23 protein-coding genes are annotated in these 24,940 nt (G+C 48.7%); 1 reads left to right on the top strand and 22 read right to left on the bottom strand.

Translation table 11 applies throughout. The annotated features are described in order from the left end of the window. Positions 1-3 precede the first annotated feature (3 nt). From sucD to PJI16_06220, 14 genes are all read right to left on the bottom strand, one after another. Positions 4-876: a succinate--CoA ligase subunit alpha gene (sucD, locus tag PJI16_06285; GenBank protein MDT3777162.1), complete on the bottom strand. Its 873-nt coding sequence runs from the start codon at positions 874-876 to the stop codon at positions 4-6. A 50-nt stretch (positions 877-926) separates the two neighbouring features. Further along, positions 927-2,102, bottom strand: coding sequence for an ADP-forming succinate--CoA ligase subunit beta (sucC, locus tag PJI16_06280; GenBank protein ID MDT3777161.1), 1,176 nt, complete (start codon positions 2,100-2,102; stop codon positions 927-929). 83 nt (positions 2,103-2,185) lie between these two features. Continuing rightward, the gene (locus PJI16_06275) at positions 2,186-3,763 is read right to left on the bottom strand and encodes an FAD-binding protein (GenBank protein ID MDT3777160.1); all 1,578 of its coding nucleotides are present in this window, start codon (positions 3,761-3,763) and stop codon (positions 2,186-2,188) included. 21 nt (positions 3,764-3,784) lie between these two features. Beyond that, complete coding sequence (locus tag PJI16_06270) at positions 3,785-4,501, bottom strand: 2Fe-2S iron-sulfur cluster-binding protein (GenBank protein ID MDT3777159.1); 717 nt, start codon at positions 4,499-4,501, stop codon at positions 3,785-3,787. Positions 4,502-4,585: 84 nt separating this feature from the next. After that, complete coding sequence (locus PJI16_06265; protein MDT3777158.1) at positions 4,586-6,832, bottom strand: aconitate hydratase; 2,247 nt, start codon at positions 6,830-6,832, stop codon at positions 4,586-4,588. 67 nt (positions 6,833-6,899) lie between these two features. Then, complete coding sequence (locus PJI16_06260; protein MDT3777157.1) at positions 6,900-8,726, bottom strand: citrate/2-methylcitrate synthase; 1,827 nt, start codon at positions 8,724-8,726, stop codon at positions 6,900-6,902. Positions 8,727-8,761: 35 nt separating this feature from the next. Beyond that, entirely contained in the window at positions 8,762-9,958 is a 1,197-nt protein-coding gene (locus PJI16_06255) for an ATP citrate lyase citrate-binding domain-containing protein (GenBank protein ID MDT3777156.1), read from the bottom strand. Positions 9,959-10,322: 364 nt separating this feature from the next. Continuing rightward, positions 10,323-10,997 carry a methyltransferase domain-containing protein gene (locus PJI16_06250; protein MDT3777155.1) on the bottom strand — a complete coding sequence of 225 codons (675 nt, stop codon included), beginning with the start codon at positions 10,995-10,997 and terminating at the stop codon, positions 10,323-10,325. 113 nt (positions 10,998-11,110) lie between these two features. Beyond that, positions 11,111-13,345, bottom strand: coding sequence for an NADP-dependent isocitrate dehydrogenase (locus PJI16_06245; GenBank protein ID MDT3777154.1), 2,235 nt, complete (start codon positions 13,343-13,345; stop codon positions 11,111-11,113). A 367-nt stretch (positions 13,346-13,712) separates the two neighbouring features. Next, positions 13,713-14,984 carry a hypothetical protein gene (locus PJI16_06240; protein MDT3777153.1) on the bottom strand — a complete coding sequence of 424 codons (1,272 nt, stop codon included), beginning with the start codon at positions 14,982-14,984 and terminating at the stop codon, positions 13,713-13,715. A 44-nt stretch (positions 14,985-15,028) separates the two neighbouring features. After that, positions 15,029-15,649, bottom strand: a complete 621-nt coding sequence (locus PJI16_06235) for a prepilin-type N-terminal cleavage/methylation domain-containing protein (GenBank protein ID MDT3777152.1) — start codon at positions 15,647-15,649, stop codon at positions 15,029-15,031. Between the two features lie 2 nt (positions 15,650-15,651). Beyond that, on the bottom strand, positions 15,652-16,068 hold the full coding sequence (locus PJI16_06230; GenBank protein ID MDT3777151.1) for a prepilin-type N-terminal cleavage/methylation domain-containing protein: 417 nt from the start codon (positions 16,066-16,068) through the stop codon (positions 15,652-15,654). After that, complete coding sequence (locus PJI16_06225) at positions 16,069-16,530, bottom strand: GspH/FimT family pseudopilin (protein MDT3777150.1); 462 nt, start codon at positions 16,528-16,530, stop codon at positions 16,069-16,071. Positions 16,531-16,607: 77 nt separating this feature from the next. Then, the gene (locus PJI16_06220; protein MDT3777149.1) at positions 16,608-17,381 is read right to left on the bottom strand and encodes an A24 family peptidase; all 774 of its coding nucleotides are present in this window, start codon (positions 17,379-17,381) and stop codon (positions 16,608-16,610) included. 125 nt (positions 17,382-17,506) lie between these two features. Between PJI16_06220 and PJI16_06215 the strand changes: the two genes are divergently transcribed. Then, positions 17,507-17,767, top strand: coding sequence for a response regulator transcription factor (locus tag PJI16_06215; GenBank protein ID MDT3777148.1), 261 nt, complete (start codon positions 17,507-17,509; stop codon positions 17,765-17,767). 14 nt (positions 17,768-17,781) lie between these two features. Here the strand turns inward: PJI16_06215 and rlmB are convergent, their stop codons facing one another. The 8 genes from rlmB to PJI16_06175 all read right to left on the bottom strand — a co-directional run bounded on the left by rlmB (position 17,782) and on the right by PJI16_06175 (position 24,900). Further along, entirely contained in the window at positions 17,782-18,546 is a 765-nt protein-coding gene (gene rlmB, locus PJI16_06210) for a 23S rRNA (guanosine(2251)-2'-O)-methyltransferase RlmB (GenBank protein ID MDT3777147.1), read from the bottom strand. Then, a complete protein-coding gene (gene cysS, locus PJI16_06205; GenBank protein ID MDT3777146.1) occupies positions 18,521-20,005 on the bottom strand; it encodes a cysteine--tRNA ligase in 1,485 nt (494 codons plus the stop codon). The genes rlmB and cysS overlap by 26 nt, the downstream gene beginning before the upstream one ends. Before the next feature lie 12 nt (positions 20,006-20,017). Then, on the bottom strand, positions 20,018-20,620 hold the full coding sequence (locus tag PJI16_06200) for a DedA family protein (GenBank protein MDT3777145.1): 603 nt from the start codon (positions 20,618-20,620) through the stop codon (positions 20,018-20,020). A 55-nt stretch (positions 20,621-20,675) separates the two neighbouring features. After that, entirely contained in the window at positions 20,676-21,494 is an 819-nt protein-coding gene (gene surE, locus PJI16_06195; GenBank protein ID MDT3777144.1) for a 5'/3'-nucleotidase SurE, read from the bottom strand. Between the two features lie 98 nt (positions 21,495-21,592). Further along, positions 21,593-22,795 (bottom strand): transketolase C-terminal domain-containing protein, encoded by a 1,203-nt coding sequence (locus PJI16_06190; GenBank protein MDT3777143.1) that lies wholly within the window; start codon positions 22,793-22,795, stop codon positions 21,593-21,595. A gap of 194 nt (positions 22,796-22,989) precedes the next feature. Beyond that, positions 22,990-23,667 carry a carbon monoxide dehydrogenase beta subunit family protein gene (locus tag PJI16_06185; GenBank protein MDT3777142.1) on the bottom strand — a complete coding sequence of 226 codons (678 nt, stop codon included), beginning with the start codon at positions 23,665-23,667 and terminating at the stop codon, positions 22,990-22,992. A gap of 140 nt (positions 23,668-23,807) precedes the next feature. After that, positions 23,808-24,131, bottom strand: a complete 324-nt coding sequence (locus PJI16_06180; GenBank protein MDT3777141.1) for a pyruvate ferredoxin oxidoreductase — start codon at positions 24,129-24,131, stop codon at positions 23,808-23,810. Between the two features lie 31 nt (positions 24,132-24,162). Further along, a complete protein-coding gene (locus PJI16_06175; protein ID MDT3777140.1) occupies positions 24,163-24,900 on the bottom strand; it encodes a 2-oxoacid:acceptor oxidoreductase family protein in 738 nt (245 codons plus the stop codon). Between the last annotated feature and the right edge of the window lie 40 nt (positions 24,901-24,940).

Here is a 24,940-nt window from a genome sequence, read left to right as displayed (position 1 = left end):
AGGCTAGGCATGTAGAACGCTTCTCACGGCTTCCCCTATTTCTGCTGGATTTTTGACGACAATCACCCCAGCAGATTCTAAGGCGGCCATTTTATCGGCGGCGGTGCCCTTTCCTCCGGTAATAATGGCACCGGCATGGCCCATTCGTCTTCCGGGAGGTGCCGTTATTCCGGCAATGAAACTCACGACCGGCTTGGTCATCTCTTTTTGAATATAGGCGGCAGCCCGTTCCTCGGCATCTCCACCAATTTCCCCGATCATCACCACCGCTTCGGTTTCGTCATCCTCCTGGAACATATGCAACAAATCGATATATCCGGTTCCAATGAGGGGATCGCCACCGATGCCGACGCAGGTCGTTTCGCCAAGACCCAAATTGGTGAGCTGGTTGACGGCTTCGTAGGTTAAGGTGCCACTTCGTGAAATTACACCGACCCGCCCTTTTTTATGAATAAATCCAGGCATGATCCCGATCTTGCATTCCTCGGCCGTTATAATTCCCGGACAATTGGGGCCAATCAGACGCGTGGTTTTCCCATACAGTGCTCGCTGGACCCTCACCATATCATTGACCGGAATCCCCTCCGTAATGCAGATGATGAGCCATATCCCCGCATCGGCGGCCTCTAAAATCGCATCGGCGGCAAACGGAGGTGGCACAAAAATCAACGACGTGGTGGCTTCCGTCTTCTTGACGGCTTCCCGAACGGTATTAAACACGGGGATGCCCTCGACTTCTTGCCCGGCCTTGCCTGGCGTCACACCGGCCACGACCTGCGTTCCATATGCTTTGCATTGGGTCGCATGAAAGGACCCTTCTTTGCCGGTGATTCCTTGCACGACAACCCGGGTATTTTTATTCACCAAAATGCTCATGCCACGTCACCTTTCACCAATCAAGGAGAATAATCTCACAATCAGGTTGACTATTTCTTTTTTCTGAGAGCGACAATGCGTTGTGCCGCTTCCCAGAGGTCAGCGACCCCTTCCACTTTCAAGCCTGATTCAGCCAGAAGTTTTCGGCCTTCTTCCGCATTGGTTCCTTGAAGTCGAACGACAACAGGTAACTTGATGCCGACTTCTTTCGCCGCATCAATCACTCCATGGGCAATACGCTCGCAACGCACAATCCCGCCGAAAATATTAATGAATATGCCTTTGACCTTTTTATCTTTCAAGAGAATGCGAAACCCGGCTGCAACCGTCTCTTTCGTCGCCCCACCGCCCACATCCAAAAAATTCGCCGGCTCTGAACCCGCCAACTTGATGACATCCATGGTGGCCATTGCCAAACCCGCCCCGTTGACCATGCAGCCGATATCTCCATCAAGTTTGACGTAGTTCAAATTATTATTGCCCGCTTCGATCTCCAACGGTTCTTCTTCGTGTAAATCTCTGAACTTTTGAACATCGGGATGCTTAAACAGCCCGCTGTCATCAAAGGAGACTTTTCCATCCAACGCGACTAGACGCTTATCCGTGGTGACCACCAGTGGATTAATTTCCACAAGCGATGCATTTTTTTCCATGAACAGGCGATACAGGTTTTCCAACATTTGAAAAAACGGCTTCACCACAGCCGGCTCAAGCTCTGGTAGACCTAAGCCAAATGCCAGATTTCTTCCATTGTACGACTGGAATCCCACCGCCGGATCAATGGACTCTTTCAGCAATTTGTCCGGTGTATGTTCGGCTACTTCCTCAATGTCCATGCCACCTTCGGTACTGGCAATAAACGTCGGAAATCCTGATTCACGGTCAACCAGTAAACTCAAATATAATTCCTTAGCAATCCCTGCACCTTCTTCAATGAGGAGGCGCCGCACTTTTCGCCCCTTGGGGCCGGTCTGATGCGTAACTAAGGTTTTGCCGAGAATTTCCTTCGCCAGCTCAGGCACTTCCGCTTTATTTTTGGTCAATTTGACTCCGCCGGCTTTCCCACGTCCACCGGCATGGATCTGCGCTTTCACGACAAACACGGGGGTATCAAGAACTGAGGCCCATTTTTCAGCCGCTTTGACGTTTTTGATTTCCTTGCCTTTGGGTACAGGAATCCCAAATTGCGCAAAGAGCTGTTTGGCTTGAAACTCGTGAATATTCATAAATCCTCTTCGTAGGTTCTACAGCTCAAATCGGAACATTCGGCGATGACAATATCCCGGTTGGTGATCAATCGACTTGATAATTACTTGTTGGTGTAGGCCGGCAAGACCATGGGTGAGATGATGCCAGCGGACACATGATGCCGTTTGGCTTCCGCTCGAAACCGCTTCAGATGGTCTAATGTCAATGAACATTTCGGCAGAGACTTCGATCGCTCGGCTGCGAGAGTACCCGTCCGCTTCCCAAACACCATTAAGTCCAACAATGAATTTCCCATGAGCCGATTTCGCCCATGCAATCCCCCGGAGGCCTCTCCTGCCACAAATAAATTAGCCACCGGCGTTTCCCCATTCACATCAATCTTGACGCCCCCGTTTTGGTAATGCAGCGTGGGATAAATCAACACGGGGTCTTTCCGGATATCAACCTGGTAGCGCTCATACTGCCGAACCATCGCGGGAAAATGTTTATCCAATGTTCCAGGGCCATGTTCCACATCCAACAATGGTGTGTCGAGCCAGACTCCCACCCTTCCTGATGGTGTTCGAACGCCTCGGCCTTCTTCACATTCTCGAATGATCGAGGAGGACACGACATCTCGGGTATCCAATTCATTCACAAAACGCTCGCCATTCCCATTCACCAAATGGCCGCCCTCAGATCGAATGCCTTCTGTGACCAGCGCACCGACTAATTGTTCCGGATACACGCCACCTGAAGGATGATATTGGAAGGTATCGATTTGAACGAGGGGCACCCCGAGGCGATAGGCCAGAACCAGGGCATCCCCTGTCGCCCCGAAATGATTGCTGGTCGGAAAACCCTGAATGTGCAACCGGCCTATTCCGCCTGTTGCCAGGATCACCGTTTTGGCCGCAACGACGATGTACCGGTTGTTGTCTAAGTCCTTCAGCACCGCGCCGGTGCAGGCGCCCTTGGCATCGCTTAACAATTCCACCGCCGCGACAAATTCCAACAACGGAACCTTCTGGTTCAGCACTTCGTCTTTCAGCACACGCATGATTTCCAAACCGGTGTAATCGGAGCAGGTTAACAACCTGGCCTTTGAGCTTCCTCCCCCTTTTTTTACATGCAGATTTCCATCGGCATCCCGATCGAATAGGACACCCAATTCCAGCAGCCATTTCGCAATAGACGGTCCCTCTTCCACCATGACCTTTAACAACTGATGGTCATTTTTCATGTGCCCGCCCTTTAAGGTGTCCAAGAAATGCTGAACAGGCGAATCGTCCGAGCCGACGGCAATTTGCATTCCGCCTTGGGCCATGACCGAGTTGGAATCCCCGAGCCGCAACTTCGTGGCCAACAACACATTGGCACCCTGGGCATGGGCATGGAGCGCCGACGCACACCCCGCCCCTCCTCCACCAACGACCAGGACATCCACGGAATAATCAGGAGTAAGGTTAAGATCAGCCGGAACCGGGCTCTCCCCTTCCAACAGAGTCGCCACTTCGGTCACGGTTGATTCACCGGCATTCGGGCCAAAAATAATTGGCCGGTAGGCATGCGCCCGATGATCAGGATGGTATTTCTTGATAAGGCCGTCCCGTTCGGCTGGAGAAAGCTTGGGAAAACTTTTAGACCGGCGGACGTCTCGGGTTTGATGAACTAAATTTCTCTGATTGGTAAGTTCCATGGGAAAAGCGCAGAAAACTGTTCAGGTTGTGGCGGCGGTGGTATTTTGTAATTCCTCATCGGACAACTTAAGGATACGATCCCATTCCTGCTGAAAACGCCCATCGGTAATCTCTTGAATACGTGTCGCCAGACCTTCAGGTTTCTCGGTGAAATGTACGCCTTGGGCCCGACTGGCATAGAGCGCGACCAGGTTGGGAGCTATATCAGCAATACACACGGGCGCACACATTCCACACATCACACAATCCATGAACATTTCCGAGACCGCTTTAAAATCCCCAAACACGGCTTTCCACACCCCTTCCCGCACATCGATATGTTGCGGGCAGGCTTCTGTGCAGGCATTACAATTTCGGCACAAGGGGGCTTCAGGATAGAGGGTAAACAAATCCTGTTTGGGATCTTTGAGCTCAAGAAGATTGTAGGTCGCTTTTCTCGCTGGAAAAGCCGGCATGAACGAAAAGGACATGCCATCTTCAACTGCCATCGAGCACGCCAAACAGGTTTTGACCTTGGGATCGTCTTTCGTACGGTAATAGGTCGCACAGGCTCCACAAAAACCGCCTAGGCATCCAACCCCACGGATCACATCCTGCCCGGCATACCACAAGGCCTTGATCAGTGTAATACCCGCTGGAACCTGAAACGGCTTCCCTTCAATCTCCACCGTGACCATCTTGGGTTGGAGATTCTCTTCTTGATCCAGCGTGTTTTTTTTATCCAATGTGTCAGGCATAGCTTAGAGATAGTACCTTAAACTCTTAACAAATTTCTCGTGATGCGTTCCAATCACCTAGCCCCACTTAAATGAGGGGCAGGGTTAATTTAACGCATTCAATGCTGAACCAGCCTTAAACCACGTAAGCTGTTGTTCCGTCATACTATGATTGGCTTGAATGACCACTTCCTGCCCATCCTTCTTGTGAAGGACAACCTGAACCGGCTTACCTGGGGCAAGTCCACTTAACCCTTTCACACTGATCCGGTCTTCCTGTTCAATTTTGTCATAATCTTTCGGATCCGCAAATGTCAGTGCAAGGATGCCTTGCTTCTTGAGATTGGTCTCATGGATGCGAGCGAAACTTTTTGTCAGGACAGCTTGGACACCCAAAAATCGTGGAGACATCGCCGCATGCTCACGGCTGCTCCCTTCGCCATAGTTTTCATCCCCCACCACAAACGACCCCATCCCTTTTTCTTTATACCGCCTGGCGACTTGTGCAGGTGTCAAACCGGACTCCCCTGTTAGGACGTCATTGGCCTTGCCCGCTTCGTCTGCAAAAGCATTGTTGGCTCCAAGAAACATGTTGTCGCTGATCTTGTCCAAATGCCCTCGAAATTTAAGCCACGGACCCGCCGGAGAGATATGATCGGTGGTCGTCTTCCCTTTGGTCTTAATCAATAAGGGCAATTTTTCAAAATCTTTTCCATCCCATTTTGGAAAGGGTTTCAATAATTGCAATCGCTCGCTGGTTGGAGGAATGTCCACCTGAAGCTTGGAACCATCCTCCGCAGGGGGGACCAAGCCTTCTTCCCCTTTTGCAAATCCCTTGGCAGGCAATTCATCTCCCTGAGGCGCTTCAAACTTAAAGTCTTTTCCATCTGCCGTTTTCAATGTGCTATTGATTGGATCAAAGCCCAAATCACCGGAAAATGCATAGGCCGTCACGACTTCGGGACTGGCCAGGAAGGATAATGTCTCACTCACTCCATCATTTCGGCCAGGAAAGTTTCGATTGAACGTACTGACAATTGAATCAGCTTTGCCTTTTACGGCATCCGAGCGTTTCCATTGCCCAATACAGGGTCCACAGGCATTGGCCAGGACGGTTGCACCCATGTTTTCAAAAGTCTCCAAAAATCCTTCACGCTTCATGGTGTGGTAAATCCGTTCCGATCCCGGGCTGACCAGGAAAGCGGTTTTGGCTTTAAGGCCTGCTTGCAACCCTTGTTTGGCTATATGTGCCGCACGACCGATATCTTCATAAGAAGAATTCGTACAGCTTCCGACTAATGTCGCTTTTAACTGAACGGGATAGCCTTTCTCTTTGGCCTCTGCTGCCATTTTGGAAATAGGCCGCGCCAGATCAGGCGTATGCGGTCCCACAACATGAGGCTCAAGAGTGGACAAATCGATTTCAACGATTTCATCAAAATATTTTTCCGGAGACTGATAGACTTCAGGATCCGCAACCAACATGTCCCGATTGGCTTCGGCTAATTTGGCTATATCGGCGCGCTCGGTGATATTTAAATACGCCACCATTTTTTGGTCGAAGGGGAAAATAGAAGTCGTGGCGCCCAACTCAGCACCCATATTGGTTATCGTACCTTTTCCTGTCGCACTGATGGTTTCAGCTCCAGGGCCAAAATACTCGACGATCTTATTAGTGCCACCCTTCACCGTCAGGAGGCCACAAATATACAGAATGACATCTTTGGGCGAAGCCCAGCCACTCAGCTTTCCGGTTAGCTTCACGCCAATGAGTTTTGGATGAAGGACCTCCCATGGAAGACCCGCCATGACTTCACCGGCATCGGCTCCACCGACACCGATCGCTAACATTCCCAACCCGCCACCGTTTGGCGTGTGTGAATCGGTTCCAATAATCAATCCGCCAGGGAACGCGTAATTCTCTAACACCACCTGGTGGATGATCCCGGCCCCAGGCTTCCAGAATCCGATTCCATATTTTTTCGCGGCCGACGCCAGAAAATTATACACTTCCTTGTTTTCATCACACGCGCGTAAAAGATCCTTTTCCGAACCTACTTCAGCCCGGATCAAGTGATCGCAATGGATGGTACTCGGAACAGCAACTTTATCCTTACCCGCTTGCATAAACTGCAACATGGCCATTTGGGCTGTCGCATCCTGCATCGCCACTCTATCGGGACGAAGGGCCAACATGGCCTTTCCGCGTTCCCAGACTTGCGTATCGAAATTATCTGCATGGCTGACCAGGATCTTCTCTGTCAGCGTGAGAGGACGTCCAAATGCTTTGCGAGCTTTGTCCACAATTCCCGGCATTGAAGTATAGAGTTTTTTGACCATTTCTAAGGACATAGCACCATCTCCTGGGTTCGGTTCAATATGGATAAGATTCGACCAAGAAAGCCCACTTACACCAGCATTACTTTAACGGTGGCACCTCGCGACGTTTCGGAGAGGCATAATTTACCAGATAGTCAAATAACCGGATGAGCCGACTCCCTTGCTTCTTTTGATCTGTCCAATGGCCAATCATTCCGATGGTTCGCGACAAAATGAAAAACCCATTGAGGCTATCCACCGGAAATCCGATATCGACTAACACCGCCGCCATGGTTCCATCCACGTTGAGAATGAGATTATCTTTTTTGACAGCGGTAATTTTTTCGACTTCCAAGGCAAAATCCAAGTGCGGAGTGGCCATATTCAAACTTTTTACGTACCCAACCAACTCCTTCACCCGCTTATCTGGGTTTTTCAAGCTTTTGACGCGATGACCGATTCCCGGAACCGGACCCACATTTTTCTTCATGTAGACCAGGAAATCATCGACCGAAAGTTTGTTGTCGATCGCGTACTTGAACCATCGCCCCGCGTCCGTCACCGCGCCACCAAATCGTGGACCGATCATAATCATCCCGGCCGCCACCGCTTGAGATAACCCGATTCCAGCACAAGCCGCAATAATCGTTGTCAGGGCTCCACTTACACAAGGACCATGATCCGCAGACAGCATGATAATTCGTTTTATGATTTCAGCTTCCTGCTTGGAGACAAGGCGATTATCCCACAGTAATCCAATAATATGAGGGATGTCATATCCGTTATTGATTAGTTCAGAAGCCGGATAGCCTTGATAGAGTGGTTCATCACCACGATCGTCACTGATTGTCGACCGAATCAGGGGGGTCACCAACACTTCCCCCTCTTTCATACTCTCTTGAACAGTTTTGGGGAGCTTCGGCATGTCCGCCGGAGCCAGATCAGGGATGGGCTTGACCTGTCCGCTTTTCAGCAACTCTTCGTGGGTAGCCTTGATGGCCGGTCCCAGAGCACCAAAGGTTTCAGGCACTATGGCACCAGCTTTTTTCAGCGCTTCAGACTTTGCCCGAGCAGACCCTTCACCCTTCAATCCTTCTTTTGCCCCGGCATGCCCGAACTTCATCCCCTTTGGAAGACTCTCCTGACAGAAGCCTGACACGACCGCAAGTAATTTAATCCTTCGCTTCTTAGCCCCGTACCATTCGGCGGCGCGCTCTTCCAAATCTCCGCCCATTTCTCCAACAATCACCACCGCCTTGGTCTGAGGATCGTTTTCAAACATTTCCAGATAGCTGACATAGTCGGTTCCCGGATAGGCATCACCGCCAATACCGATCGCCGTCGTAATGCCATCTGCGAACTGGGAACAAATCCAAATAATCTCGTTTGACAATCCCCCGGACTTGGTGACCACGCCGAAGGAACCAGGACGATACAGTTTGCACGCCACCAAATTGTCAAACGCGCCACCGATCACTCCGAGTCGACATTCTCCTGCAGACACCACACCAATAGACGAAGGGCCATTAAAAGTCTTTCCAAGCTTGCGGGCATGCTTGCCCAGAAGTTTGGCATCTTTTTCCGGCACCCCTTCGGTAATCATGGAGACCGTCTTAATATGCGAGTCATTCAACGCTTCCATGGTTCCCGCATAGGCCCGATCCGCTCCGATGTATACCAAACTGGTATTTATCTCCGGATGGTTGGCGGTCGCCTCGGCGACGGTTTTGTATATGGGGATCATCACTAACTCGGTCCCGCAAATGATTTCGTTGGTCTTCCCCGCATCAGGGGGATACACAAACGCAGAGACATTTAACGGTTGTTTGATCATGTACCGGAACTCAGCCATACGACGAGCGGCATTCACACCGGCCAGCCCACCTTGAATCACGACATGCGTATCTTTTGTTGCAAGAATACTCATCGAAGCGGTCTCCTACATCCTCAAGGTCAAATAGGTTATTTTGCGGCCATGGCCATATCGACAATGTCCGTTAATGGCGTTTTGCGGTCGAATACCTGGATATCAAAACCCTCATCCTGAAGGGCACGCATGGCGGCTAGTCCTTGCAGTTCATTTGGCCCACCCCGGCGCACCCAAATTTTGACACCCTGAAGCTTGCCTTCCGCTTTTGCTTTACGAAACGCGTTGATAATTCCTCCAAACGTCTTTTTGACATCGGTAAAATTCGCAATGGCTCCACCCACAATAATATGCTTAATACCAGGCAAAGAGCAGACTTTTTCAGTCAGAACTTCCACTGCCCAGTCCGGTGGATCGCCGGAATATTCTGCATAATTCGCAAGTTTCCCACCACGGGCTACCACAGCATCTGAATAATAGACGCTGGCTCCCCCACCGGCTGGTAACATCGCAATATTGCCTCCGGGAATCTCAATAAGCTTGACCGAGCCCTTTACTTTGGCATCAACCGCCATGACTTCTTCTTCATTTTTGGTATAGGCGCGACCAAATTCCGCCGCAAACGGGAAGGTCCAGTCTTTATGCCGGAATTTGGCATCACCGTCCAGGAGGGTCACCGCATCAAGAGCCACAAGTTCTCCCTGGCCGCTAAGCACAACAGGGTTCACTTCCACGTATTGGGCATCTTCATTTTCAAAACAGGCATGTAATTTTTTCAGAAATTCAGCCATTTTGGCCGCCGTGTCACCGGAAAACCCGGCATCTTTCACCAGGGAGGAAAGCGCAGAATCAGTGAGAGTTTCCCCCGTTTCTATAGAAACATGCTTGACCTTATCCCAATTAGATTCCACTTCGATGCCGCCACAGGTTGCCACCAAGAGGTCCACCCCATCACGAGTCGATTTGGCTGCGGCATAATATTCTTCTTTGTGATCAACCGCCTCGGAAACAATCACCTGCCTAATCGTCAGTGTTTCCATTTTTTTGCCAAGCATCTCCCGCACAGCCGCTTTCGCCGCCGTTAAATCCAAGCCAACCTTAACTAATCCCAATTTAAAACGAGAGCCAAGGGCTTCATGGGCTTTGACCACTAGTTTACTTTTTTGGAGCCAATCATTGACCTGGGATAATTGGTCAAATTCATCACTTGAGGTCACGACAGCATAGTTGGGAGTTGAAATTCCCCATTTTCGCAGTAGACCCATTCCAGGGCCTTCAAGAACTTTTGCCATAATCCAACCCTTCCTTCAGGGACTCATCATGATGGTTAAGGACAAACGTAGCATAACCCGCCTTCCGCACGGAACGGTGCATTGTACGAATGCCCTCATCCCGCTGCAATCAATCAAAAGACCCATGGCTCCCCTTTCAAAAGTCCCATTGTCATACCATAACCGAGCCCCATGGGAACATCACGCCAACCCAAATTGCAAAACCTATTTAAAATTAGATAGTTGGAATGATATTTACGCTATACCTTCCTTACACCACAAATCCCATCAATTTTCGACTCTAGATATTTTGCCTTCTGAGCCAACTACCGGTTGAAAGCCTCGTTAGAACACATGGAGCATCAGGACGTGGAAAATAATATTGTCAGGATGCCAGCTGACTTCTGCGAGTGAGTTGGTAAAGAGACCCCATTTTTCCTACCCCAGCACCTTTTCGCGGAGGCCAGTTGAGGGGGATTTCATCTATTACCACGATAAACTTCTCGTTGAATCCACGTTCGATGGTATCCCACCCCAGTCTATTTGGATCACAAAAAAGGCCTTTTCCCCCTGGGGCAAGCATTTGTTCTAGCACATGTGAAATATTCGCTAAAATTTCTTCGTCATAAAAAACTTCACTGCCTAAGACCAAATCATAAGGTTCTTTTGGTTCAATCGTCTTCGACCAATTCAACAGACATGTGTCAAAATTGCTGATATGATTCCGACGGCAGGAATCCTTTACCGCTTCAAGGGTAATCGGCACCATATCTGAAAACATGGTGAATGCCCCGAGCTGAGCAGCCACGACTCCGGCCACCCCTGTCCCACAACCAATTTCCAGAACCCTGGCCCCTTGCAGTTTTGTTGGGAAAAACTGCTCAATGAGATATTCTGATAAGGCCACCGCCGAAGGCCAAATTCGATCCCAGTACCCCCATCCTAGGGATTCGTCATCCCTCGCATCTAATGGGGTTTCAACAGAGATGTCCCGCTTGGTCTTACAGACAATGGGAACATCCCCGATTTTGGAAAGGGTCACGACTTTCACATGACTCACACAAATACCTCCTCTCCCCAAAAAAATCGAGCCGGGCTCCGTTCGGAACCCGGCTCGTTGCACACATCCCCAGTATAAAAAATAATACCGGAAGACCAGCCTACGTTTAGAACCTAGGCTAAGCGACCCAAGATGCTATTAAGAGTTGCGCTGGGACGCATGGCGACCATAACCTTTTTCGGATCAGGACGATAATACCCGCCAATATCCTGAGCCCGCCCCTTTGCCGCTTTCATCTCTTCAAGTATGGTATCGATTTTGGATTCCAACTCTTTTGCGATCGGGGCGAATTGCTTTTTCAAGTCCTGATCATCATCCTGAGCCGCCAGTTCTTGCGCCCAATACAAGGCCTCGTACACATGGCTTCCCGCATTATCCAACTCTCCCAATTCACGTCCAGGTGATTTCCGGTTGTCCATGAGCTTTCCAGTGGCCTTGTCCAACGTATCCGCCAGGATTTTTGCTTTTTTGTTATTTTTGGTTTGACTTAAATGCGCAAACGATTCGGCCAACGCGAGAAACTCTCCGAGTGAATCCCAGCGCAAATGTCCTTCTTTGACAAATTGCTGTACATGCTTCGGCGCGGATCCTCCGGCCCCCGTCTCAAACAGTCCCCCACCATTGATCAAGGGAACGATGGACAGCATTTTGGCGCTTGTACCCAGCTCCAAAATCGGAAACAGGTCAGTGAGATAATCCCGAAGCACATTTCCAGTGGCCGAAATGGTATCGAGACCGTCCTTCGCGCGTTTGAGTGAGAATTTCATGGCATCCACAGGCGCCATAATCTGAATGTCCAACCCTTTTGTATCATGATCTTTCAAATAGCGATTCACTTTTGCAATCAGCTGCTCATCATGTGCCCGATCTTTATTTAACCAGAACACTACAGGAGTTGATGACGCTCTGGCTCGCTTCACAGCCAGCTTCACCCAATCTTGAATGGGAATATCCCTAACCGTACATGACCGAAAGATATCGCCTTTTTCCACTTCCTGTCGAAGAATGGTCTTGCCCGCTCCATCAATAATACGGATGGTCCCATCGCCCGGCGCTTCGAAAGTCTTGTCGTGAGATCCGTACTCCTCGGCTTTTTGTGCCATCAGACCGACATTCGGCACGCTCCCCATCGTCGCAGGATTGAATTCACCATGCTTCTGGCAGAATTCAATGACCGCCTGGTAAATGCCGGCATAACACCGGTCTGGGATTATGGCCTTGGTATCATACTCTTTGCCATCCGGACCCCACATTTTCCCAGATGTCCGAATCGCCGCCGCCATCGAGGCATCAATGATGATGTCACTCGGCACATGAAGATTCGTAATACCCTTGTCAGAATCCACCATTGCCAAAGCAGGGCCATTCTTCAGTGCCTCCTGAATGTCCGCTTTGATCTCCTCTTGTTGGGCGGCGGGCAATTTGCCAATTTTGGCATACACATCCCCAAGCCCATTGTTCGGATTCACCCCCAGTTCACTAAAGACCTGCTCATGCTTCTTAAACACATTTTCAAAAAAGACCGTCACGGCATGGCCGAACATGATGGGATCCGACACTTTCATCATGGTCGCCTTCAAGTGCAACGACAACAGAATGCCGCTCTTTTTGGCGTCTGCAATTTGCTCCTTAAAGAATTCTCGCAACGCGTTCACGCTCATTTTCGTGGTATCGACCACATCGCCTTCGTCGAAAACCACATTATCTTTCAATACCTTGACCGTTCCATCTTTCGCCATGAATTCAATGCGTCCCTTGCCAGCCGCTTGCTCCGTGATGGTCGCTGATTTTTCGTTACCGAAAAAATCTCCGTCGGACATGTGGGCCACATGGGTTCGCGACTCTTTAGTCCACTTTCCCATCCTATGAGGGTTCTTTTTGGCATACTGCTTGACCGAAGCTGAAGCCCGACGATCGGAATTCCCCTGCCGCAATACGGGGTTGACCGCGCTTCCTTTTACTTTGTCATATCTGGCTTTAATGTCCTTTTCGTCATCGGTTTTAGGATTTTCCGGATAGTCAGGAATCGCATAACCCTGAGATTGCAATTCAGTAATTGCACCCTTAATTTGTGGGAGGGATGCACTGATGTTCGGCAATTTAATGACGTTGGCATCGGGCTTCTCAACCATTTCACCTAATAGCGCCAAATCATCCGGTTGCCGTTGCTCCGGCTTGAGTTTGTCAGGAAATTGCGCAAGAATTCTTCCCGCAAGAGAGATATCTTTGGTGCCAACAGTCACACCTGCCGCTTTAGCAAAAGACTGAATGATTGGAAGAAACGATCCGCTGGCCAGCTCAGGCGCTTCATCAACTTTCGTGTAAATAATGTCTGGTTGTACACTCATGGCATTTACCCCGTTAAAAGTTAACTATGAACACATTTTTTCCTGCAAAGACCTCGCTCCAAGCACATCATTTAGGATCTCACCCACCAGGTAGAGAATGAAATTTGTAAACCAATCCCCATGCCGTGACAAGAAGTAAGGCATTGTAAGAATGGTTTCACACTTCTGCAATCAATCAAAGGACCCATGTGGATACGAATCAAAAGTCTCATGCAAGATGCGGAAAAAGGGGAAGTTTGCGAGAAACTTTAACCGAAAAGTAAAACTCCACTAGAAACAGGAAGTGAGTGGGATTATTGAGAGGAAGTCTTGCAAGGAATTTTATTGAGATGTATCAGTCGAGAAATTGGAAAGTCTTAGAGAGACCTTAGAGGAGTTGTTGCCAACTGAGGGTAGCAACAGGAAGCACCCGAAGGGACGCGCCGATCGGACAGGTATCCAAAGTCATCTTCACCTCGCCATTCAGTATCTGCACCTGATCCGCCAAGAGGGCACCCTGAATGACTGAAGTCCCGATTCCACCATCAAACGTGACTTGTCCAGTAACGACGATGAGGCCTTCCCAATGAAAAGGGGAGGAAATGTTCAGGTTCCCCCTTACCAACAGGATGCCATATCCATTGAGATTCTGAATGGCAAGCCGGCTCGAAAATCCCCCTGCAAGCGGTTCGGCATACAACTGGGCAGGATTCCCCGGCGCCCCAATATTCACACCGATAAGATCTCCTGAAATAACCTGCGCGCCTCGCTTGAGGCTATCCAGAGTATTCACCAAATCCAGGGCATCCATGCCCACTTGTGGCATCGGAGGATTACCTGTGAAAGTGGCAGTTCCTGCCAATGCACCTGCAGGGCCCAACCACACTGGAGGCCTTCCTCCTGGCAGGAGGCCACAGGTATCAAAGCCTTCCACGACAGCGGTTCCGCCAGCAAATACGACCTGACTATTCGCATATACCGGTGCCAGCAATGGGGGGCCAGAGGGGTGCGCCACCTCCACCTGAATCAGGGAGATGGCTCCTTCTACCTGACCCTGGCTGATGATGATTTCGACGGGAGAATATGGTGTGGGATTTGCTGCCGTAAATGACGTGGGCATCAGTCCGCTTCCTGTCGCAAATCCAAAGAAGACCACGTTGCCTCGGTTATTAGTGGAATGGGTCGCGGTGCTTCCATCCTCATCTTGATAGTGAGGGGTCAGAGAACTGTGCCCCGCCCGTTCCGCATCATACTCGGTTTTATGACGAATCTTAGTCCAATAAGGAAGAGTCGTTTGCACACTATTGGGAAGAACTGCCGTATTGCTGAGATTTCCATTCAGAGGGAAATAGTTGGTGAACAGCCCTGAATATTCCTGATCATCCTGTGATTTCCAGTCGGAGGTGGACAACACATAGGCAGACCAATTTGCTTGCAAGATGGGAGAAGGATCGCCGAGATGCCCTGAATTTGATAGAGAGGAACCACCTAAACGAATGGCGGTTTCTGCGATGCCCGCCTCTGCGGCATAGAACGTGGCCATCGACCTTCGGAAATTTCCACTGATTTGTAAATCGGTGGACGTGGCAAACAGAATCGTCGCACCCATTATTGTGGAAATAGCGACCAACAACAAGGCGGCAATGAGCGCTCCACCCATGGAGTTAAGACAAGGCCTTATTCCTACATGCCTATTTTGTCCGATCATGATTGTCTATTTCTTACCGTAATTCGGGAGTGGAGAGTTACTGTTCGATATCCACCGTTCTTGGCATACTGTGGATCAGGCCGTGACGTTCGAGCTGTCACCGAAATTCCCACTTGTCGTATGGCTTTGGAATTCGTGGTAGGGTTTCCACCCTGATCAAGATAGTCTATGACAAACGCTTCAATGTCCTCACCAAACGGTTGATTACCTCCACCGGTATTACGCCGGAGCAGGTGGGTCGTGGCATCATAGACAAAAACGATTGATTCATTGGCATCGCTGATGAAGCCATTTCCATTCAAATCGGCCTTAATAGAGAGCTTGCCTGGATCATACGTGATGCCTTCAAAATCATTTGTAAGATCGGAATCATGATTCACTCCTCGGGGATCATAGCCGGCCATCAGGATTTCCCTGGTCACCAAATCTACCACCACACGAGCCTGTTGCTGCATGTCCAAGACATGCTCTCGCACGCCCTGAGCCTTGAGTTCTTGAATATACAGGGCATAGACCACACTCACCGTCAGGAGACTCAGTCCCAGGGCAACCACAACCTCAACAAGCGTATATCCCTGCTGGGACCATTTTGAAATACCTGGTATCTGCTTATTCATTCTTACCGGGTGAGAAAGGTGGTCAGTGCGGTGGAATGCGCATCATGGTCCCATCGCACTTCGACGGTGACCGTGTGCAACCCGGCTAATGGAGTGTGCGGTTGAATGATGACTGTGCGTTGATGATGCATCGCACCGGCAATCGAGCCATAGGGTTCTGAATTGATCCATGGGTCGGTTAACGAAATAGGCACTCCACCCCGACGCACGTCTTCTATTTTTTCCTGGGCGAGTGTGACAGCTCTGGTCATTTTTTCACTTGCGGACATGCCTGTATGGGCAACAACGGAATAGCCTGCAAAACCAAGGAGTGCCATGAAAACCACCACCAAAGCCATGAGCACTTCTAATAAAGAGAACCCTCGTTGATCACGAAGACACACCCCTACCGGATATCGCTCATGAATGTTGGCGTTCATTTAAGACTTCACTTTTACCCGTCCGGTAATGCTGACGGTAATAATTCGCTTTCCGGCAGAATTGGAAAGTGTAATAGAAGCTAAGCTGGACGCCGTTCCTCTTGGCAGAAAGGAGGGATTGTTGGATGCCGTCAATTTGACATCTCGATAGCTTTCTTGAATATCGCGAGTGACAAGATGCTCACCTGGGTCGGACTTTCCATTATTGTTATCATCATCCAATAACTCATACCGATGACTATCCTGAAAGAAGACTCGTTGCCTATTCCGCTCAACCACCGCCTTCATTTTTGCTCCTAAAAGGTCGGAGGTCACCTGTCTGGTTGCTCCATTCAATCGCCAATGAGGTAACTGGGATACCAACCAGGTTTGGGCTAACATCAAGACGACCCCGATAATGCCAAGCACGATAATCAATTCAGTGAGGGTAAAACCTCTGGTACACCAAAGAGACCTCTTCAACCCTCTTATCCCTCTTACAGTGACGACTTGAACCGACTCCATGTGGTCGTACCTGCCTTACAGGATTCGTTGGGTACTTATAACAAGCCATGAAAATACCAGTGCCATAATTCCGTTCCCCATACCACCGCGATCAGGCCCCCGAGCGCTAAATAGGGTCCGAAAGGAATGTATTGGCCTTTTTGAAGAACCCTCGTGGCCAGCAACACTATCCCGATAACCGCTCCCACCACTGATCCCACCATCAAGGTGAGTATGGCCTGTTGCCATCCCAAAAAAGCTCCAACCATGGCCAAAAATTTTATATCGCCTCCCCCAATGCCTTCTTTCCCGAACAAGAAGGGGCTGACCCACGCAAGAGCTAGTAAAAACCCGCCCCCCACTAAAATACCCACAAGCGAATTGCCCCAGCCTGTCGGTAACAGGAAAGATGCGCATAAGAAGCCAACCACAATTCCCGGCAATGTAATCACATCCGGAATGATTTTGTGGTCCCAATCAATCCAGGCCACCACAAGGAACACTGATACTAATCCCGCATACACAAGCGTTGGCCACGTAAGCCCAAACCGCCACACCACCAGGAGATAGCCTAAGCCATTGGCCAACTCAATAATGGGATACCTTGGGGGTATATCCCCATGGCAAGAACGACACCTCCCCAGCAACCAGACAAAGCTCAAAAGAGGAACATTGTCATACCAGCATATCTGCCTTCCGCAATGAGGACATGCCGACCGAGGAGCCACCACTGATTGTCCCTTTGGTACTCTGTGCACACATACTGTCAAAAAACTTCCAAAGATCGTTCCCAGAATAAAGACGCTCGGCCAAACAATCCAGTGAAACATAAAAGTCACATATTCCGTAGTTAATTCGACTAGGGTGAGTTTACGTACGCTTTCGGTTTACAATCCTAAAATGACCTGATATTCTCCCTTAGATAATTCGCCTAGAGAAAATGCCTGAGGTACCCATGACCAACCAACTGAAACCGGAAAAATTGGACATGCCGCCTATTAAGCGAAAACGCCCGGAGGCGCTGACTCAACGCGAGCAAGAAATCCTGCAACTCATCTGGTCAGGATTGAAGAATAAAGAAATTGCACAGCAGTTAAAAATTAGCGTCAAAACAGTCGAAGCCCACCGGGCCAATATGATGAAGAAAGTTCGGGTTTCTAATGCCGCCCAACTGCTCAATGCCGCAATTCAGGAAGGCCTGATTCAGATAAAATAGTTTGTTCATGGCTCTTATCGTTTCTGAGTCCGTTGGCGAACTGCCTCAAAGAGTGTCACTGCTACGGCAACTGACAAATTCAGCGAGTTCATTTTTCCAAACATCGGTATCCTCACTTGTTGGTCGCATTTTTTCAGGACAATCGGCCGGATTCCTTCTCCTTCACTTCCAAACACCAGTGCGACAGGCTCCAGGTAGTCGACCTCTGAATAGGGTTCAACTCCTTCCGGGACCAATGCCACGGTCCTGATGTCCCGCTTCTGACATGTTTCGAGAAACTTCCCCGTATTGGCTACCCGCGCAATTGAGACATGCTCTAAAGCTCCAGCGGATGATTTGGCAACCCCCCCCGTCAGCCCCACGGCCCGGTGCTTAGGGATAACAATTCCATCTCCACCGGCCGCCTCTACCGAACGGACAATCGCGCCTAAATTATGTGGATCCTGAATTTGATCTAACACCACTAATAAGGCAGGAATCGGTCTAAGAGAAAGGAGGTCCAGCAACTCCTCTCCCTCCAGATACTCTTTGGCGGAAACCTGAGCTACCACGCCCTGATGATGTCGATCACCAGCTAAGCGATCTAAACGCTCCCGTGATTCGACGGCCAGGGAAATACCACGTTCCCTTGCCAATTTTACAATGGGAAGAAATCGGCCATCAGCCCGAAGAGTCCAAATTCGTTGGACGGGCCGAGACTGCGAGTGGAGAGATTCTAGAACCGCATGAAACCCGTACACCGTTGCCGGGGGTTCATCGCTTCCATCGTGTGGTGCCATCGGATCGGTCTTCCAGGATGATGCCTTGTTCGGCTAATTCTTTTCTGATGGTATCGGCGGTAGAAAAATCTTTCTGGGCACGGGCTTCATTGCGTAGGCGGATTTTTTCTTCGATCCATTTATCAGTTGTACCAACAATGCCGTTGATAGGAAGAGCGGTCTCCTCAGATTTAGCCACTCCCAGGCTGCCTACAATTAAATTCCATTTACTCACTGTAATTTGAAATAGACCCAGGGTTTCCCCATAGACTTTAAGGGTTTCCAAGATGATTTTCTGCGAATTATCAGACAGTCCCTTGCCAAGCAATCTATTAATAGTGCCTCGAATTTCATTAAATGCTCCCAGGGCCTTTGGTGTATTAAAATCATCATTCATGGCCAATGTGAATTTCTCAGTAAAGTCTTTGAAAGGAGTTTCCCAATCCTGGGCACTCTCAATTTCAGGCTTAGAACTAGATTCCTCAAGCCGTTGAAATAATCCATAAAAATTATCTAATGCTGCTTTTGCTTCGTTGATGGAATGATCTGAAAAACTCAGATCGTTTCGGTAATGTGTTGATAAAAACAAATAACGTAGGCATTCAGCGGTAACGGGTTCGGAATGCGGCGATTTGTCAAAAATCTCGCGTATAGTGAAAAAATTGCCAAGCGATTTTGACATTTTTTCTTTGTCCACGGTCACAAACCCGTTATGTACCCAAAACCGCGCAAACTCCTTGCCCGTATAGGCAGAGGATTGGGCAATTTCATTTTCATGATGAGGGAATATGAGATCCTTACCCCCACCATGAATATCAAAGGTGGGGCCTAGCTCAGCCACTGACATCGCCGAGCATTCGATATGCCACCCAGGACGTCCCTTTCCCCAGGGGCTGTCCCATCCAGGTTCACCAGGCTTTGCAGTTTTCCATAAGGCAAAATCCATGGGATCTTGTTTTCGGGTATTAACCTCAATCCTGGCGCCGGCCTGTAGTTCTTCCAATTTTTTTCCGGACAGTTGGCCATAAGAGGAAAAATTCTTGACGGAAAAATAGACATCCCCTTCTAGCTGATAGGCCACGCCCTTGTGAATCAAGCCTTCAACCATGTGAAGTATATCCTGAATATGTTCGGTGGCTCGAGGTTCTGCGGAGGGCTTCCTAATGCCCAATGCCCCCATGTCTCGGTGAAAATTCTGAATATACCGGTGGCTGATTTCCTGCCAGGGGACATCTTCTTGTTTGGCACGATTTAAGATTTTGTCGTCGATATCGGTGAAGTTCCTCACATATTTCACTTTGTAGCCAGCAAATTCAAAATAGCGTCGGATCATGTCGAAAGTCAGTGCACTTCGAGCATGGCCTAGATGGCAATCATCGTAGACGGTCACACCGCAGACGTACATGCTGATCTGCCCTGGGATCAACGGAACAAAGATATCCTTTTTCTTGGTCTGGGTGTTATAGAGAACAATCGACATTATTTATAGCTCTCAGGTAGAAGTCTTTTGTGCTAGTTTTTGTCCCTGATGTTTCACAATCCAAAAACCCAGGATCAACAGAACGATGAATACGATTGAGAAAAGATTGAAATATTTTTCGATGCTATCTTTTATCCATGGGCCGAAGAATTGAATGGCGCCCGCCACCAGAAAAAAACGCCCGCCTCGACTCACTATCGAAGCCACCATAAAGGTTTTGAAATCAACATAAAAGGCTCCGGCCCCTATCGTAAAAATTTTATAAGGGATTGGGGTGAATCCGGCAATAAGGATTGCCCAGCCTTCATACCGTTGAAAATACTGATGCACAAGATCCATTCGATCTTGCCCCATGATTTTTTTTAAAACGGGTTGCCCTCCATACCAACCAATACCATAACCCAAAGCCCCTCCAAGAACTGACCCAACTGTAGCCACCGTGGCAAACCACCAGGCATTTACAGGACTGCCAAGCGTCATGGCAATTAATAACACATCAGGAGGGAGCGGGAAGAATGAGGATTCGGCTAAAGCCAAGCCAAAGAGTGCAGGAACTCCATAGGGCGAATCAGCCCAGGACAGCATCCAGTCATATAATTGTTTGACCAAGTCCATGGCAATGGAACCAAAAGCTAATAGATAATATTTACCAAAATGGGCTAGAGGATTATCAATCCCTTTTTATTTTCGTCAATTTCCGAACAGATGAAACATGAGTTCCTTTTTTGGGTGAAAAAGTTTTTACCCAACTCTTCAGCCTATTGAGCGCCACGTAATCCGTTAAATCTAAATGCAAAGGAGTGACTGAAACCAGGTTCTTTTCCATCGCATCATGGTCGGAGGGTTTTTTTCTGGCCCACGATTGTCGTTCCCCAGCGATCCAGAAATAGGACACTCCCCTGGGGTCAATTTTTTCCACCACTGGCTTATGATACCGTCGTTGGCTCAAACTCGTGAACTGTAGGCCGGCAATCGCTTCCATTCTTGAGCCAGGAACATTCACATTGAGAATCGTCCCTTCCGGCAAACCTGATTTTAAAATCCGCTCCGCCAGTTGAACCGCATAATGGGCAGCCATTGCATAGGATGCTTTTGGGCAATCTTCTAAGGACACTGCCAGGGATGGAATACCATGGAGCATGCCTTCCAACGCGCCTGCCACCGTACCCGAGTTGGTGACGTCATCTCCCAGATTCCACCCCTTATTAATTCCCGAGACCACAAGAACAGGCACGTTCGTTTCTAAAAGCTTGCAAATGGCCAGAGTGACACAATCTGCCGGAGTCCCATTCACGGCATACCACCGCGGCCGAATTTGCCTTACCCGCAATGGTTTATGCAGCGTCATCCCCCGCCCTACTGCATTCTGTGTTTTCTCTGGGGCGACAACCCAAACTTGTCCCAATGCCTTCATGGCTTTGGCAAGGGCCAGAATGCCAGGCGAACCAATGCCATCATCATTGGTTACGAGAATTCTTCCCGGTTTCACAGAAGGTATATTGTCCTGAATAGTTGAAATGATACAGAAAGGCCCGCCCCAATTTCTTTGGGGCGGGCCTTAGAATTCTCAATTGTTGGACAATTGAATTAAATACTTTTCATAAATTCTGCAACGGCCTTCGGATCGGCCGCACCCATAATGGCTGAAGGAGGAACTGTATTGGACTTTTTACCAGTCAGACCACATTCCACTTCATCCGTAATCATTTCAACCGGCATCGACATTCCCCCGTAGACATGTGGGCCAGCCACAATTTTTGCGTTGGAGAATCCATAAATTGCCGTAGCTACATCTTTAGCTAACCACCCGACATAATTAAACTCGGGAATGACTATAAGCTTGGCATTACCACACAGCTTCCTCAGTTCATTTGTTGGAAAAGGTCGCAAGGAACGAATTTTGATCAATCCAGCTTTAATACCTTTTTCCTGACATTGTCGAACTGCTTCGCGAGATTGGGCGGCTGCACTCCCAGAAGCTACAAGGAGAACATCTGCGTCTTCCACGTCCTGGGCTTCTAACAATCCATCCATATATTGATTAATATATTTCCGTGAACGTTCAACGCCAGCCCATACTTCCTGCTGCCACACCGCGTGAATATTATAGGCCATAAAATTAGATTTTTGAACTGGAGCATCACGAGACAGTCGAGCTGGAGGGTTCTCCGCATCCAGGACCGGTACCGACCCTCGGTAAGGATCTCGAGGTGGGAGCTTAAGGCTACGATCCGGCATCGCACAATATCCGCGAGCATGAGTCACAAAAAATCCATCACAACAAACCCCTACCGGGAGCGTGACATCATTTTTTTCACTGATAATAAAGCCCTTCATAATAAAATCGAACAGGTCCTGTTGATTTTCAGCATGAAAAACGAGCATTCCGCTATTTAAAAGATAGGCAATTTCAATATTATCGGGTTGGATAGCCAGCGGAGCATTGACGACTCTGCAGGTAAACATGCAAACGGCGGGAAGACGGTGACCAGCCCACGAAACGATGGGTTCAAGACCTCGTAATGTTCCAGGACCTGCAGTGGCCGTAAAGGCTCGAACACCCGCGCGCGAGGCCCCGGCAATTGCCGACATGACACCATACTCTTCTTCGCCTCGATAGAATTCCTTCACATACCCTTCTCCATACAAAACCCCAATTAACTGTAATGTTTCGCTTTGCGGGGTAATAGGGTAGGCCACGGACATATCTACATTTGAACGTCTCACTGCTTCTTTTGCACATTCACTACCGGTAATAAATTCCCGTTCACGAGGAGCTTCCGAAAACATATACTCTGGAGAGACTACCCGCTGATTTTTTGCATCGCCGTGAGGGTCTTTTCTTCCTTTTGCACTATCAATCGATGGTGCTTCCGGTGCACTGGTAATTGGATCACCTTGGGGATTGGTTTTAACTTCTGATTCAAGGGCTTCGCTCATGGTTTTACCCCCTTATGACTTAAGTAAAAATTTCACAAATATAATCATGCTTCTTTTTGCATGTGTTCAGCTTTATGGCCAAACGCCGCCGCGTTCCCATCAACAGGGCTTTCTATACTGAAATCCAGTGGATTGGTGTGTGTTTTGCCACCATGGACCTTGGATTGTAGTCCGGTAAAACGAACATTATTGCTATTTTCTGGCAATTTGATCCCCATTTCTTCCCGCACTCTCTTAAACACGGCTGCGGCTCGCCTAATTTTGGCGGCATCAGAATCTCGAACTGTGAACATGGCATCCTCATGGCCTTGTTCCGCGCAAATTGCAGAAGTCCAGCAATTTGTTCCAGCTCGGATCATTTTGAGGGTCAAATTAGCATAGTGACAATGCACACCAATAAAGATACAAGCCTCAATCTTATTACCCCATATCGTAAGATTGGGATGATTAGGGTTGATGACTTCTTCTGGCTCAACTTTAGGATACTTTGGTCTATAATCTGGCATCGGAATAATCAATACGTCAGGAATTTGGGCGGCTAACTCCAAGACCGCCTTCGCCTTATCCGCAGCATGTTCATTCCATGCCCATAAGACCATTGGCCCAGGAAAAATGGTGGCATTCTTCCTTGTGAACATCGAATGCGCCATAGCTTCCAACGCCCGTTCTTCCTCAACAATATGCCCAAACTTTAGGCCCATTCCTGAGTCTGGAGTCAGCACACCAAGCTCTGCAGCTGATGGAGGATGGAAGCCTTGCGGCCCTGGAGCCACGATTGCGTTTTCTAGTTCTTTGGTTAATTCCACGTTGAACTCCGATTGATGAGTATAAAATGACTGGAAAATGAAAAGACTTTGTTAGGTTATCCCTTTAACGGACTAGCAAGAACCGCTTTGGTATTTTTTTCCAAGTAGGAAATATTTTCAGTGAGTGCAGCATCCCCGATTTGATCGATCATTTCCATTTTAATGGCATGGTGCTTGGCCATATTGTCACAAACCCAGACGCATTGTGCGCAACCCTTACAACGATCAACGGCCACATAGGCCGATCCATACTTTAAACCCCTGTCCTTTCCCGCTTCCGTATCATACTGAATCGTATTGGCTTCCGGACAGTATTGTGTGCACAACTTACAGCTGGTTGCAGCACAAATATCTATATCTATATTTGCAACAAGATACATCGCTCTCCCCTTTCAATTTCTTTTTCTCTTTTTAGACCGAAGCCTTTGCTGCTTTGGCTGCTGCAGCACTAGTTGTTTGGTCGGCCATTGAGGAAGCTCCCAATGTCCAACCATTGTCGACGGCGTAATCCCAACCAGCCTTCACCACCGCTAAGTTTTTTTCAATCAATTCTGCTTTTTTCTTGAACTTTCTTTCCACTACACTATCCAATGCGGCAGTTCCGCCTGACACCACAAAACCTTTTCCAAGAAATCGGTCTTTCACAGCCGTACCCGAGGCCTCTAAAGTCGAAAGTCCCGTAATTGCCCCGATTGCTCCAACCATAGCCATGTTGGTGGCCAAATCAATTCCGGCCACATCTAGCGACATCTGTGTGGCCGGGAGGTAATATATTTTTGCATTTAGTTCTTTCAATTCCGCAGCTTGATCCGGTTCAAGATTCATAGGTATGTTGCTATTGATAAGAACAACTCCCTCATTTTTTAACCCATAATAGAAAGGATTCGTATAACTCTTTCCATGGGTGATGCACTGCGGATGAAAGATCATGAGAATATGAGGAAAGGTAATTTCTCCAATTTCGTAAATTGGCTCATTCGAGACCCGCACATAACTCTCCACTGGAGCCATTCGCTTTTCAGACCCATAAAACGGAACGATGGTGCTCTCCCCTCCAGCATTAATGACCGCCGTGCTAAAAATGTGGGATGCAGTCACCACCCCCTGGCCACCAACTCCTGCCATACGAATGTTATAACGAATAGCCATTTTCAACCTCCATTCTCTTACCTTTTAAAAGCACCTAAAC

Origin of the sequence: Nitrospira sp. MA-1 (assembly GCA_032139905.1) — a bacterium.
Taxonomy (GTDB): Bacteria; Nitrospirota; Nitrospiria; order Nitrospirales; family UBA8639; genus Nitrospira_E.
Note: the sequence above shows the minus strand (reverse complement) of the source record. Positions and strands in the feature narration are given on the sequence as shown.